Here is a 14326-nt window from a genome sequence, read left to right as displayed (position 1 = left end):
CGATCCGCAACGTGCATCCGGATGTGGTCACCACCGGAAGGAGCGCGCCATGGCGGCTGGCGAGGGTGTTGAGATCATCGGCCCACCCGGAGACCGGTACGACGAAATCCTCACGCCGGACGCACTGCGCCTCACCGCGTCGCTTCAGCGGGAGCTCGGCCCCCGGCGGGCGGAACTGCTCGCGGCGCGGGAGACCCGGCAGGTGGAGATCTCGGCGGGCGGGACCCTTGACTTCCTTCCCGGGACCCGCCAGGTCAGGGATGACCCGGCCTGGCGGGTCGCATCGCCCGCGCCCGGCCTGGTGGACCGCCGCGTCGAGATCACCGGCCCCACCGAGCGGAAGATGACCATCAATGCGCTCAACTCCGGCGCGAACGTGTGGCTCGCCGACTTCGAGGACGCGAACACGCCGCTCTGGGAGAACATGATCATCGGCCAGCTCAACCTGAAGGACGCCCTCGACCGCACCATCGACTTCACGAGCGAGGAAGGTAAGTCCTATCGGCTGATGCCCGACGAGGAGCTCGCGACCATCGTGGTCCGGCCGCGCGGCTGGCATCTGGACGAGAAACACCTGCTGGTGGACGGCAAGCGGGTGTCGGGCAGCCTCTTCGACTTCGCGCTGTATTTCGTCCACTGCGCGCGGCGCCAGCTCGACAAGGGCGCTGGGCCGTACTTCTACCTGCCCAAGATCGAGAGCCACCACGAGGCCAGGCTCTGGAACGACGCCTTCAACCTGGCCCAGGACTTCCTCGGCATTCCCCGCGGCACGATCCGGGCCACCGTCCTGGTCGAGACCATCCCGGCCGCCTTCGAGATGGAGGAGATCCTCTACGAACTGCGCGACCACAGCGCGGGGCTGAACGCCGGCCGCTGGGACTACCTGTTCAGCATCATCAAGAAGTTCCGGTCCCGGGGACGCGACTTCATCCTGCCCGAGCGCAACTTGGTCACGATGACGGCGCCGTTCATGCGCGCCTACACCGAGCTGCTCGTGCGCACCTGCCACAAGCGCGGCGCGTTCGCGATGGGCGGCATGGCCGCGTTCATCCCGAACCGCCGCGATCCCGAGGTCACCGAGAAGGCCCTCGCCAAGGTCCACGACGACAAGCGGCGCGAGGCCGGCGACGGGTTCGACGGCTCGTGGGTCGCACACCCCGACCTCGTGCCGATCTGCGACGAGGAGTTCACGGCCGTGCTCGGCGAGCGGCCCAACCAGCTCGACCGGCTTCGTGAGGACGTCTCGGTGACCGCCGAGCAGCTGCTCGACGTCAAGGCCACGCCGGGCGCGGCGACCGAGGCCGGGCTGCGCGGCGCGGTCGACGTCGGCGTGCGCTACCTCGCCTCCTGGCTGGGCGGCAACGGCGCGGCCGCGATCCACAACCTGATGGAGGACGCCGCGACCGCGGAGATCTCCCGGTCCCAGGTGTGGCAGTGGGTGCGCAACGGCGTGGCGCTCGACAACGGCGCCAAGGTCACCACCGAGCTCGTGCGCGAGGTGCTCGCCGAGACCCGCGCCGCGCTCACCGACCAGGTGCCCGCGGAGTACCTCGAGCCGGCCGTCGAGCTGTTCGAGCAGGTGGCGCTGGCCGACGAGTTCCCCGACTTCCTCACGCTGCCCGCCTACGAGAGGATTGCCGAACACAGCTCGAAGGCTGGCACAAGTCGGCCTGATGCGACGAGCTGAGCCTCGAACTGTGTTCGGCAAGGTGCGCACCTCGCTCGACGGCTCGCTGCTCGCCGGGGTGCTCGATCGGCTGTCCGAGGTGGACAAGACCCGCGCGGCGCGCTACCCCGGCGACGCGGGCGGGCGGCAGCCGGTGCACACCTGCTACGTGCCGGCGGACCGCGTCACCGGCGACGTCGCGGCCGACTGGGGCGCGGCGGCGCTGGCCACGCTGGAGGAGCACGCGCCGAGCGCCGGCGCGTTCGCCGGCCTGCTCGGCCTGCCGGACGACCTGGCCGAGGCCGTGCACGCCAAGGTCGTGGCGAAGCTGCGCCGCGAGCCGGTCGAGGACCTGCGGATCGACTTCGAGGACGGCTACGGCGTGCGCGCCGACTCCGCCGAGGACGACGACGCCGTGCGGACCGCGAACCTGGTCGCCGGCTGGACCGACCCGCCGCCGTGGGTCGGCCTCCGGTTCAAGTCCTTCGACACCCGGGCGTTGTTCGAGCGCGGGGTGCGCACGCTGGACCTGTTCGTCACCGCGCTCGGCCGCGCGCCGGTGCTCACCTTCCCCAAGGTGACCGACGTGGCCCAGGTGCGCGCGCTCGTCGAGCTGCTGGCGCTGCTGGAGGACCGGCTCGACCTCGGGCGTGGCGCGCTGCGGTTCGAGATCCAGATCGAGACCACGCAGTCCATAGTGGACGCCGAGGGCCGGCTCGCGATCCCGCGGTTCATCGCCGCCGGTGGCGGGCGGGTCGGCGGCCTGCATTTCGGCACGTACGACTACACCGCGGCCTGCGGGCTCGCGGCCGCCGAGCAGCACCTCGCGCACGCGGCGTGCGACTTCGCCCGGCACGTGATGCAGGTGAGCGCGGCCGGCACCGGGGTGCGCCTGTCCGACGGCTCGTCCAACGTGCTGCCGGTCGGCGAGGGCGTGCGGGAGGCGTGGCAGGCGCACTTCGGCCTGGTGCTCCGCTCGCTCGCGCACGGCTTCTACCAGGGCTGGGACATGCACCCCGGCCAGCTCGTCACCCGGTACGCGGCGAACTTCGTGTACTACCTGCGCCACGCCGAGGACGACGCGCGCCGGCTGCGGGCCTATGTGGACAGGGCGAGCGCGGGCGTGCTCGACGAGCCGGCGACCGCGCAGGCGCTGGCGATGTCGATGCGCCGCGCCCTGGACTGCGGCGCCCTCGAGCCCGCGGACGTCGAGCGCCTCTGCGGGCTGTCCGAACGCGAGCTCGCGGCACTGGCGCGGCGGGAGACGTCGTGAGCGACCTGGACCTGGTGTTCCGGGCACAGTGGATGATCACTCCGGACGGCGAGCGGTCCGGTTGCGTCGGGATCAAGGACGGCGCGATCGTCGAGGTGGCGGATTCGCTGGACGCGCCGCGGGTGGTCGAGCTCGCCGCTGACGAGGTGCTGCTGCCCGGTCTCGTCGACACGCACGTGCACGTCAACGACCCCGGTCGCAGCGAGTGGGAGGGCTTCCCGACCGCCACGCGCGCGGCCGCGGCGGGCGGCGTCACCACGCTGATCGACATGCCGCTCAACAGCATCCCGCCGACCACCGACCTCGCGGCGCTGGCGCAGAAGCGGGCGACCGCACGCGGCCGGGTGCACGTCGACGTCGGCTTCTGGGGCGGCGCGGTGCCGGGCAACCTGACCGAGCTCGTCGCGCTGCACGAGGCGGGCGTGTTCGGCTTCAAGTGCTTCCTGCTGCACTCCGGCGTCGAGGAGTTCGGCTACCTGAGCCCGGCCGAGCTCGGCGAGGCCCTGCGGCTGCTGCACGGCGTCGGCGCGCTCATGATCGTGCACGCCGAGGACCCGTCGGTCATCGAGCACGCGCCGGCCGCGTCCGGCCGCCACTACGCCGGCTTCCTCGCGTCGCGCCCGCGGGCGGCGGAGAACGCCGCGATCGCGACCGTGATCGACCTGGCTCGTGCGGCGGACGCCCGCGTGCACGTGCTGCATCTGTCCTCTTCGGACGCCTTGCCCGTGGTCGCGGCCGCACGGCGCGAGGGGGTGCGCGTCACGGCGGAGACCTGCCCGCACTACCTGACGCTGCGTGCGGAGGACGTCCCGGACGGGGCCACGCAGTTCAAGTGCTGCCCGCCGATCCGCGAGGGGGCGAACCAGGACCTGCTGTGGCAGGGGCTCGCGGACGGCACGATCGACTGCGTGGTGAGCGACCACTCGCCGTGCACCGCGGAGCTGAAGCGGTTCGACACCGGAGACTTCGGCGCCGCGTGGGGCGGGATCGCCGGCCTGCAGCTGGGCCTGCCCGCGGTGTGGACGGCGGCGGTCGAGCGTGGCGTGCCACTGTCCGATGTGGTCCGGTGGCTGTCGTCGGCGCCCGCGGACCTCGTCGGCCTGCGGCGCAAGGGCCGCATCGCACCCGGGCACGACGCCGACCTCGTCGTGTTCGCACCTGCCGTGTCCTTCCTGGTCGACGCGGGCGCGCTGTACCACCGCAACCCGGTCACGGCGTACCACGGCCGCTCGCTGACCGGGGTGGTGCGCTCGACGTGGTTGCGTGGCACGCGGGTGGACGGCGCGGCCCCGCGCGGTCAGCTGCTGGTGAGAGGGCGGACATGACGGACTGGGTCAACCTGCCGGATCTCGCGTCGCGGCGGGTGGGCGGGAGCGTCGTGTGGGCGAACGACGAGCTGTTCGCCGAGCGGGAGAACCTGATCCGCGCGGCGGAGCCGGTGTTCCAGCCGTCGACGTTCGGCCACAAGGGACAGATCTACGACGGCTGGGAGACCCGGCGCCGCCGCTCGCCGGGCGACGACCAGGCGATCGTGCGGCTCGGCCTGCCGGGCGTGGTGCGCGGGGTCGTGGTCGACACGGCGTTCTTCACCGGCAACTACCCGCCGTTCGCGTCGGTGCAGGGATGCGCGGTCGAGGGCTACCCGTCGCCGGCCGAGCTCGCGGAGGCGGACTGGGTGGAGTTGGTCCCGCGCTCGCCGCTCGCCGGCGACTCGAAGAACCCGTTCGCCGTCTCCGACACTCGCCGGTTCACCCACGTCCGGCTGACGATCCACCCCGACGGCGGCGTCGCCCGGCTGCGCGTGCACGGCGAGCCGGTCGCCGACCCGCGGTTCGTAGACCTGGCGTCGCTGGACCTCGCCGCCCTGGAGAACGGCGCGACGATCGCCGGCTGCAGCAACATGTTCTACTCGTCCCCGGCGAACCTGATCTCGCCCGGTTTCGCCGCGGTGATGGGGGAGGGCTGGGAGACCGCCCGCCGCCGCGACGACGGCAACGACTGGGTGTCGGTGCGCCTCGCGGGCCCGGGCGTGGTGCGCCTGGCCGAGCTGGACACGAGCCACTTCAAGGGGAACGCGCCAGGCTGGGCATCGCTGTCCGGTCTCGGCACCGACGGCTGGTCCCCGCTGCTGGCACGGGTCCGCCTGCAACCCGACACCCGGCATCGTTTCCTGCTGCCCGGCGCGCACGAGGTCACCGAGGTCCGCCTGGACGTCTACCCGGACGGCGGCATGGCCCGCCTGCGCCTGCACGGCGCGCTGACCCCGGCGGGCCGTTCGGCGTTCGTGCTGCGGTGGTTCAACCTGCTCCCCGAGAACCAGGCAGTGGCGGTGCTGCGGTCGGCAGGCGTGGCCGACCCGGCGGCGACCGTGCGGTCCCGGCCGGTCTCGTCGCTGCCCGCCTTCGGCGTTTAGGGCGCGACCGCCACGGGGTGCCTCAGCGGCGCGCTGTTCGTTGATTCGGTGCGATCGGCGTCGCTGTTCTAGCGTTGGACCGGTGATCCGTCGTATCCGCCGGTGGTACCTCCGTGTCGGTCGTGTCGATGCCAGGCTCGTCAGCCGCGCCGGGGCGTTGCCGCCCAGTCCGGCCGACACGTTCTTCCGGCGGCTCGGCCGGTTGGCCGACCACAGCAAGCTCTGGCTCGCGATCGCCTCGCTGCTGGCGGCGCGCAAGGGGGCGACCCGCCGCGCCGGGCTGCGCGGCGTCGCAGCCATCGCCGGGGCCAGCTTCTCCGCGAGCTTCATCGGCAAGCGGCTGTTCCCCCGCCGGCGGCCCGCGGCCGAGCTGCTACCCGTCCACCGGCGCATGACGCGCCGGCCCACGTCGTCGTCGTTCCCGTCCGGCCACTCCGCGTCCGCCTTCGCGTTCGCCACCGCCGTGAGCATGGAGCACAAGGGCGTCGGCGCCGTCGTGTACCCGCTGGCCGCGGCCGTGTCCTACTCCCGCGTGCACACCGGCGTGCACTGGCCGACCGACGTCGCCGCCGGCGCGGCCATCGGGGTCGGCGCCGCTTACGCCACCCGGCACTGGTGGCCGCACGGCGCCGGGCTGCCCGAGCACCGCGAGCCGGCCGTCGACGCGCCCGAGCTGGGCGAGGGCGAGGGTCTCGTGGTCGTGGTGAACCCGAACTCGGGCTCCGACGCGGTCGATCCCACCGACGAGATCCTCGCCATGTGGCCCAAGGCCGACATCGTCCGCATCGAGCCGGACGTGGACCTCAAGGCCCTCCTCGAGGAGCGGATCGGCGACTACCGCGCGCTGGGCGCGGCCGGCGGCGACGGCACGGTCACCTGCGTGGCCGACGTGGCCGTACGGCACGGTCTGCCGCTGGTCGTCGTCCCGGCCGGCACCCTCGACCACTTCGCGCGCGACCTCGGCGTCGAGGGCTCCGTCGACACCGCGGCCGCCACGCAGGTCGGCTCCGCGATCAAGGCGGACGTCGCCGAAGTGCTGGTCGAGAACGGCGAGCGCGGCATCGAGCAGCTCCAGTTCATCAACACCGCGAGCCTCGGCGGCTACCCCGAGATGGTGCGGCTGCGCGAGAGGCTCGAGACCAACCGGCCCAAGTGGTACGCCGCCGCGCTCGCCATGACCCGGGTGCTGCGCAGCGCCCAGCCGGTCCCGATCCTGCTCGACGGCTCGCGCAAGCTCGTCTGGATGCTGTTCGTCGGCAACGGCTCCTACGAGCCGAAGGGCTTCGGCGCGGCCCGCCGCCCCACGATGGCCTCCGGCAAGCTCGACATCCGCTACCTGCGCGCCGACATCCCGTACTCGCGCGTCCGCTTCCTGACGGCCGCGCTCACCGGCACGCTGCAGACCAGCCACGTCTACCGGCACTACGACGCGGAGCGGACCGACATCCGCGTGCTCGACGGCACGCGCCGCATCGCCACCGACGGCGAGGTCGGCCCGTCCGGCCGCCGGTTCACGTTCCGCTCGAAGCCCGGCGCGCTCACCGTCTACCGCGTCGTCCCGCCCAGCTGAGCCTCGAGCCGCAGCCGCCGTTCGGACGGATGCTGGCGCGGGCAGCTCACGCATTTCCGCTCGCCGGGCGCCTCGTAGATCAGGCAGCACGACGCCCGGCGCACCACCCGGGTGCCGTGCACGGACACGTACCGCGGCACCGGCATCGGCCCGGTCGCCGCCAGCTCGGCCGCCACCGACGCCGGGCCGCCCGCCCACAGCACCCGGTTCGCGAGCGAGTCCGTGGCGATCGCCCACAGCGCCCGCTCGCGCGCCCCGCTCGCCGCCGCGACCGCGCCGACCGCCGTGGCCAGCGCCTCCGCGAGGCGCGGTCCCAGCTCGTCCGCGGGAACGGTCCGCGCGGACGTGGCGTCGAGCACCCGCCCGTCCGGATGCAGGTACAGCGTCATCGCGTCCAGCGCCGGGTCGGCCGCCGGGCCGCCGCGTACCGCCGACTCGGCGGGCGGCCCGAGCAGCACGGAGCTCGCCGAGTACCACCACAGCACGCCCACGGCGGCCCGCCGGTCGAGCCGGTAACGGCGGGCGGTCGCGGCGAGCTGCGCGGTGAGCCAGGACGGGTCGGTGACGGCCGTGGCGGTCACCGGGACGAGGTCGGTGATGTCGCGAGGGTAGCGATGGTCGTCCGGGAAACGTGCCCGTAACACGAACGCCCGCACAGTTCACGGTGGTGAAACGTGCGGCGCGATCCCGCGAAACAGCTCTTCCGGATGCTCCTCCGCAAGGTTGGCGGCAAGAGGAGGAGTGAGCGTGGAAGGGAACACGGCCTGGTTGCTCACCAGTGCCGCCCTGGTGCTGTTGATGACGCCGGGCCTGGCGTTCTTCTACGGCGGCATGGTGCGCACGAAGAGCGTCCTCAACATGCTGATGATGTGTTTCGGGGCGATGGCCGTCGTGGGCGTCATCTGGGTGGTCTTCGGTTACTCGATCGCGTTCGGTAACGACGTCACCAGCGGGTTGTTCGGCGACATCACCCAGTACGTCGGCCTGAGCGGCCTGCTCGGCGGCGACGCGCTGGCCGGCAGCGGCTTCGTCGCGTTCCAGGCGATGTTCGCGATCATCACGGTCGCCCTCATCGCGGGCGCGATCGCCGACCGCGCGCGGTTCGGCGCGTGGCTGGTCTTCTGCGCGATCTGGGCGACGCTGGTGTACTTCCCGGTCGCGCACTGGGTGTTCGACTTCAGCAACGAGGAATCCGGGCACGTGGGTGGCTGGATCGCGAACTCGCTCGGCGCGCTGGACTTCGCGGGCGGCACGGCGGTGCACATCAATGCCGGCGCGGCGGGCCTGGCCCTGGCGCTGGTCCTCGGCAAGCGCGCCGGCTGGCCGCGCGAGCCGATGAAGCCGCACAACCTGCCGTTCGTGATGCTCGGCTCCGGCCTGCTGTGGTTCGGCTGGTTCGGGTTCAACGCCGGCTCGGCGCTGGCCGCGAACGACATCGCGGGCGTCGCGTTCATCAACACCTTCACCGCCACCTGCGCGGCGATGCTCGGCTGGCTGGTGATCGAGCGCATCCGCGACGGGCACGCCACCAGCCTCGGCGCGGCGTCCGGCGTGGTCGCGGGTCTCGTCGCCATCACTCCGGCCTGCGCGTTCGTGGACACCTGGGGCGCGCTCGCGATCGGCGTCATCGCCGGCGCGGTGTGCGCGCTCGCGGTCGGCCTCAAGTACAGGTTCGGCTTCGACGACTCGCTCGACGTGGTCGGCGTGCACCTCGTCGGCGGCCTCGTCGGCACGCTGCTGATCGGCTTCCTCGGCACGGTCGCCGTGAACGACGGCGGCGCGGACGGCCTGTTCTACGGCGGCGGGTTCGGCCAGCTCGGCAAGCAAGCCGTCGCGGCCGGTGCGGTGCTGGCGTACTCGCTGGTCGCGACGTTGATCATCGGGTTCCTCATCAAGATCACGATGGGCTTCCGGGTCGACCGGGAGGCGGAGATCGCGGGCATCGACGAGAGTGAGCACGCGGAGAGCGGCTACGAGCTGACCGGGATCCGTGGCGGTTCCTCGGGCATCAGCCGGGCCGCGGACACCCTGGCCGGCAAGCGGCCGGCCGTCCCGCCCGCCGCCCCGGCCACCGCCCCCGCGAACGCGAGCAAGGAAGGCTGACGCCATGAAGTTGGTGACGGCGATCGTCAAGCCGTTCACGCTCGACGACGTGAAGGCCGCGCTGGAGCAGGTCGGCGTGCTCGGCATGACGGTGAGCGAGGTCCAGGGCTACGGCCGGCAGAAGGGCCACACCGAGGTCTACCGCGGTGCCGAGTACTCGGTCGACTTCGTGCCGAAGGTGCGGGTCGAGGTCCTGGTCGACGACACGCTCGCGGACAAGGTGTTGGAGGCCGTGGTCGAGGCCGCCCGAACGGGCAAGATCGGCGACGGCAAGGTCTGGGTGACGCCGGTGGACACCGTGGTCAGGGTGCGCACCGGGGAGCGCGGCACCGACGCGCTCTGATGACCGTCGAGGGGGACGGGGTGCCCGCCGCCCCGACGGCCGCCGACCTCGTGCTCGCCCGCGACCGCCTGCTCGGCGGCGCGGGCGGCGCGCACCTGGCCCCGGACGTGCTGCGCGAGGCGCTCACCGACCTGCACGAGTTCTGGCTCACCGTGCACGCCGCGCAGGCCGGTCTCGCGGCGGACCGGGCGGGCGTCGCGCTGGTCGCGGTCGGCGGGCTCGGCCGGCGCGAGCTGGCCCCGTACTCCGACCTCGACCTCGTCCTCGTCCACTCCGGACGCAAGGACGTCGACAGGGTGGCCGGGCAGCTCTGGTACCCGCTGTGGAACGCCGGCGTCGGGCTCGACCACTCCGTGCGGACGGTCGGCGAGGCGCTCGACGTGGCCGGCAAGGACCTGCGCACCGCGCTCGGCCTGCTCGACGCCCGGCACGTGGCCGGCGACGCGGCCCTGACCCGCCGCCTCGCCGACGCGGCCCGCGACTCGTGGCGTACCGGGGTGCGGCGGCGGTTCGACGAGCTCGTCACGTCCGCGCGCACGCGCTGGGCGCGCAGCGGCGAGGTCGCGCACTGGGTCGAGCCGGACCTCAAGCACGGCCGCGGCGGGCTGCGCGACCTCGCGGTGCTCGACGCGCTGGCGCTCGCCCAGCTGGTGGACCGCCCGGCCGGCGAGGTCGCCGCGGCCCGCACGCTCCTGCTCGACACCCGCACCGAGCTGCGCCGCATCGCCCGCCGGCCACGCGACATCCTGCTGCCCCAGGACGGCGACGAGATCGCCGCGGTGCTCGGCCTCGGCGACCGGTTCGCGCTGGCCAGGGCGCTGTCCGGGGCGGGCCGCGCGGTCGCCTACGCGCTCGACGTGGCGCTGCGGTCCGGCCCGGCCGAGCCGCGCCGGGTGCTCGGCGTGCTGCGCCGCACGCCGGCCCGCCGACCGCTGGCCGAGGGCGTGGTCCTGCACGGTGACGAGGTGGCGCTCGCCCGCGACGCCGACCCGGCGAGGGACCCCGGGCTGCTGCTGCGGGTAGCCGCCGCGGCCGCGCGGACCGGCCGGGCGATCGCCCCCGGCGCGCTGGCCCGGCTCGGCGAGTCCGCACCGGAGCCGCGCGCGCCGTGGCCCGCGGCGGTCCGCCAGGAGCTGGTGTCGCTGCTCGGTGCGGGCGAAGGCCTGGTCGACGTGGTCGAGTCGCTCGACCGGACCGGCCTGTGGGCGCGGCTCTTCCCGGAGTGGGGCGCGGTCCGCGACCTGCCGCCGCGCGACGCGGCGCACGTGTGGACGGTCGACCGGCACCTCGTGCAAGCCACCGCGAACGCCGCACGGCTGGTCACCGACGTGTCGCGGCCGGACCTGCTGCTGCTCGGCACGATCCTGCACGACCTCGGCAAGGGCCGCGGGCAGGACCACTCGGTCGTCGGCGCCGCGCTCGCCACCCAGGTCGGCGAGCGGCTCGGCCTGCCGGACGAGGACGTGGCGACGCTGTCCGCGCTGGTGCGCCACCACCTGCTGCTCCCGCACACGGCGACCCGCCGCAACATCGCCGACGAGGCCACCGTGCGCCGGGTCGTGGACACGCTCGACGGCGACCCGGTCCTCCTGGAGCTGCTGCACGCGCTCGTGGAGGCGGACTCGCTCGCCACCGGGCCCGGCGTGTGGAGCGAGTGGAAGGCAGCGCTCATCGCCGAGCTCGTGCGGAGCTGCCGGCAGGCGATGGCGGGGGAGCGGCACGCGGGCCCCGAACCGCTCGACGACTCGCAGCGGGCGCTCGCGGAGTCCGTTGCGGCGTCGGGAAAGCCGGACATCCTGGTGGAGTCCGGTCCGGTCGCGACGATCACGGTGGTGGCGCCGGACGTGCCCGGCCTGCTGTCCCGCGCGGCCGGTGTCCTCGCGCTGCACTCGCTGAAGGTGCACTCGGCCGAGCTGCGCGCGCACGCGGGCGTCGCGGTCGACACGTTCGCGGTGTCGCCGCGGTTCGGGTCGCTACCGGACACGGGGCTGCTGCGCGAGCAGTTCGTCCGCGCGCTGTCCGGGTCGCTGCCGCTCGCGGAGAAGCTGGCCGCGAAGGAGCGGGACTACGCCGACCTCGCCGCAGACCTCGCCGCCGACGATCCGCCGCGCCCGCGCGTGCTGTGGTTCGACGGCGAGGCCGACGGGGGAGCGGCGTCGGCCGACGTGGTGCTGGAGCTGCGGACCGCGGACCGGCTCGGCCTGCTGCACGACGTGGCCGCGGCGCTGGAGAAGCACGGCGTGGACGTGCGGTGGGCGCGCGCGATGCAGGTGGGTGGGACCGCGATCGCGTCGTTCAGCCTCGCGTCCCGCGCACCCGGTGGCGTGCCTGGCGCCGGCGGGCCGCAGTGGCGGCGGGAGGTCGAGCGGGCGGTACTGGCCGCCTGCTGACGGTCGGTCGTCACCGGGCCGGTTCGGCCCTCGACTACCCTCGACTACGTGTTCGACACTCTCTCCGATCGGTTGACCTCGGTCCTGCAGAACCTGCGCGGCCGGGGCCGGCTGTCCGACGCCGACATCGACGCGACCGCGCGCGAGATCCGGATCGCGCTCCTCGAGGCGGATGTCGCGCTGCCCGTGGTGCGCACGTTCATCGCGAACATCAAGGAACGCGCGAAGGGCGCGGAGGTCTCCGGGGCCCTGAACCCGGCGCAGCAGGTCGTAAAGATCGTCAACGAGGAGCTCATCGCGATCCTCGGCGGCGAGACGCGGCGCCTGACCCTCGCGAAGACGCCGCCGACCGTGATCATGCTCGCCGGCCTGCAGGGTTCCGGTAAGACGACGCTCGCCGGCAAGCTCGCGAGGCACCTCGTCGGCCAGGGCCACACGCCGATCCTGGTGGCGGCGGACCTGCAGCGGCCGAACGCGGTCACGCAGCTGCAGATCGTCGGCGAGCGGGCCGGAGTGCCGACGTTCGCGCCCGAGCCGGGCAACGGCGTGGGCGACCCGGTCGACGTGGCCCGCCGGTCGATCGACGAGGCGAAGCGGCGCCAGCACGACATCGTCATCGTCGACACCGCCGGCCGGCTCGGTGTCGACGAGGAGATGATGAAGCAGGCCGCGGACATCCGGGACGCGGTCTCGCCGGACGAGATCCTGTTCGTCGTCGACGCGATGATCGGTCAGGACGCGGTCACCACGGCCGAGGCGTTCCGCGACGGCGTCGGTTTCAGCGGCGTGGTCCTGACCAAGCTCGACGGCGACGCCCGCGGTGGTGCCGCGCTGTCCGTGCGCGAGGTCACCGGCCAGCCGATCATGTTCGCGTCGAACGGCGAGAAGCTCGAGGACTTCGACACCTTCCATCCGGATCGGATGGCGTCGCGCATCCTCGGCATGGGTGACGTGCTGACGCTGATCGAGCAGGCCGAGCAGGCGTTCGACCAGCAACAGGCCGAGGAGGCCGCGAGCAAGATCGGCAGCGGCGAGCTGACGCTGGAGGACTTCCTCGAGCAGATGCTGGCGGTCCGCAAGATGGGCCCGATCGCGAACCTGCTGGGGATGCTGCCCGGCGCCGGCCAGATGAAGGACCAGCTGGCACAGGTCGACGACAAGCACCTGGACCGCCTGCAGGCGATCATCCGCGGTATGACCCCGGCCGAGCGAACCAACCCCAAGATCATCAACGCCTCCCGCCGCCAGCGCATCGCCCGCGGTTCGGGCGTGGCCGTGCGCGAGGTCAACGAGCTGGTCAACCGCTTCTTCGAGGCCCGCAAGATGATGCAGCAGATGGCCGGCCGTTTCGGCCTGCCGGGCGCGAGCCGCGGGAGCAAGAACCGCAAGGGCAAGAAGGGCAAGAAGGGGAAGGGCCGCGGCCCGACGCCGCCGCGGATGCGCGGCCTGCCCGGCATGATGCCGGGTGGCATGCCGGATCTGTCCAAGATGCCCAAGGGCTTGAACGAGCTGCCCCCGGGCCTGGCCGGCCTGGACCAGTTCCCACCGGGCTTCGACCCGAAGAACTTCAAGCTCCCGAAGGACAAGGGCAAGGACAACTGACCCCGGGCGAGGTTCGGCGCGGCGCCGGCCCGCGACGTCGGGTGCCGACCGGCCCCGGGCGCCCGGCTCTGCCGAGGTCGTCCGGGCTCGTCCGCGGCCGTCAGGCAGAATCGGGCGCATGACGGCGTTGCACATGCGTGGTGTCGTGCTTCCCGAAGGCGAGGAGCGCGACCTCTGGATCGTCAACGGTCGCATCAGGACGGAAGCCGTCGCCGGGGCTGAGACCATTGTGGACGGTGGCTTCCTGTTGCCCGGCCTCGTCGACGCGCACTGTCACGTCGGGATCGAGGCCGAGACCCTGGACGACGCCGCCGAGCAGGCCCGCACCGACCGCGACTCCGGCACGCTGCTCATCCGCGACTGCGGCTCGCCGATCGACACCTCACCACTCCAGGAACGCCTCGAGCTCCCGCGCATCGTCCGCGCCGGCCGGCACATCGCCCGCCCCAAGCGCTACATCCGCCACCTCGCCGAGGAGATCGAGCCGGCCGACCTCCCGCGCGCGGTCGCCGAGCAGGCCGCGGCCGGCGACGGCTGGGTCAAGCTCGTCGGTGACTGGATCGACCGCGACCGCGGCGAGCTGGCGCCGCTCTGGCCGGACGAGGTGCTCGCCGCTGCGATCGGCCGGGCCCACGAACTGGGCGTGCGCGTCGCCGCGCACGTCTTCGGCGAAGACGCGCTGCCCGGCCTCATCGCAGCCGGGCTCGACTCGATCGAGCACGGCACCGGGCTGACGGCCGACCTGCTGGACGAAGTCGCGCGACGCGGGATCGCGGTCGTCCCGACGCTGATCAACATGCGGAACCTGCCGGCCATCGCCGCGACGGGCGCCGAGCGGTTCCCGGTGTGGGCCGCGCACCTGCGCGCCCTCGACGCCACCAAGGAGGAGCGGATCCGGGCCGTCTGGGAGGCCGGCATCCCGCTGTACACCGGCACCGACGCGGGCGGCTCGCTACCGCACGGGCT

At 73.3% G+C, this 14326-nt stretch carries 11 protein-coding genes; 10 read left to right on the top strand and 1 reads right to left on the bottom strand.

The features are described from left to right. Window positions 1-49 precede the first annotated feature (49 nt). The 5 genes from aceB to VH969_RS12715 all read left to right on the top strand — a co-directional run bounded on the left by aceB (window position 50) and on the right by VH969_RS12715 (window position 6922). On the top strand, window positions 50-1687 hold the full coding sequence (aceB, locus tag VH969_RS12735) for a malate synthase A (RefSeq protein WP_331973918.1): 1638 nt from the start codon (window positions 50-52) through the stop codon (window positions 1685-1687). Window positions 1688-1697: 10 nt separating this feature from the next. Next, window positions 1698-2939 (top strand): DUF6986 family protein, encoded by a 1242-nt coding sequence (locus VH969_RS12730; RefSeq protein WP_331973917.1) that lies wholly within the window; start codon window positions 1698-1700, stop codon window positions 2937-2939. A 5-nt stretch (window positions 2940-2944) separates the two neighbouring features. Continuing rightward, on the top strand, window positions 2945-4264 hold the full coding sequence (gene allB, locus VH969_RS12725) for an allantoinase AllB (RefSeq protein ID WP_331973919.1): 1320 nt from the start codon (window positions 2945-2947) through the stop codon (window positions 4262-4264). Then, complete coding sequence (alc, locus tag VH969_RS12720; RefSeq protein ID WP_331973916.1) at window positions 4261-5352, top strand: allantoicase; 1092 nt, start codon at window positions 4261-4263, stop codon at window positions 5350-5352. The genes allB and alc overlap by 4 nt, the downstream gene beginning before the upstream one ends. A gap of 82 nt (window positions 5353-5434) precedes the next feature. Continuing rightward, on the top strand, window positions 5435-6922 hold the full coding sequence (locus tag VH969_RS12715) for a bifunctional phosphatase PAP2/diacylglycerol kinase family protein (protein ID WP_331973915.1): 1488 nt from the start codon (window positions 5435-5437) through the stop codon (window positions 6920-6922). Here the strand turns inward: VH969_RS12715 and VH969_RS12710 are convergent. After that, entirely contained in the window at window positions 6898-7566 is a 669-nt protein-coding gene (locus VH969_RS12710) for a (2Fe-2S)-binding protein (RefSeq protein ID WP_331973914.1), read from the bottom strand. The genes VH969_RS12715 and VH969_RS12710 overlap by 25 nt on opposite strands. Before the next feature lie 103 nt (window positions 7567-7669). Here VH969_RS12710 and VH969_RS12705 point away from each other — a divergent pair, with 103 nt between their 5' ends. The 5 genes from VH969_RS12705 to VH969_RS12685 form a co-directional block, all read left to right on the top strand. After that, the gene (locus VH969_RS12705) at window positions 7670-9025 is read left to right on the top strand and encodes an ammonium transporter (RefSeq protein ID WP_331973913.1); all 1356 of its coding nucleotides are present in this window, start codon (window positions 7670-7672) and stop codon (window positions 9023-9025) included. Window positions 9026-9029: 4 nt separating this feature from the next. Next, entirely contained in the window at window positions 9030-9368 is a 339-nt protein-coding gene (locus tag VH969_RS12700; RefSeq protein ID WP_331973912.1) for a P-II family nitrogen regulator, read from the top strand. Next, window positions 9368-11758 carry a [protein-PII] uridylyltransferase gene (locus tag VH969_RS12695; protein ID WP_331973911.1) on the top strand — a complete coding sequence of 797 codons (2391 nt, stop codon included), beginning with the start codon at window positions 9368-9370 and terminating at the stop codon, window positions 11756-11758. Before VH969_RS12700 ends, VH969_RS12695 begins: the two co-directional genes overlap by 1 nt. A gap of 48 nt (window positions 11759-11806) precedes the next feature. Further along, the gene (ffh, locus tag VH969_RS12690) at window positions 11807-13360 is read left to right on the top strand and encodes a signal recognition particle protein (protein WP_331973910.1); all 1554 of its coding nucleotides are present in this window, start codon (window positions 11807-11809) and stop codon (window positions 13358-13360) included. A gap of 118 nt (window positions 13361-13478) precedes the next feature. Next, window positions 13479-14326: amidohydrolase family protein (locus tag VH969_RS12685; protein WP_331973909.1), on the top strand; the 848-nt coding region annotated here is incomplete at its 3' end.

Origin of the sequence: Actinophytocola sp., assembly GCF_036555685.1 — a bacterium.
GTDB lineage: Bacteria > Actinomycetota > Actinomycetes > Mycobacteriales > Pseudonocardiaceae > Actinophytocola.
The sequence above is the reverse complement of the archived record's forward strand: the minus strand, read 5'-3'. Positions and strand labels throughout refer to the sequence as shown.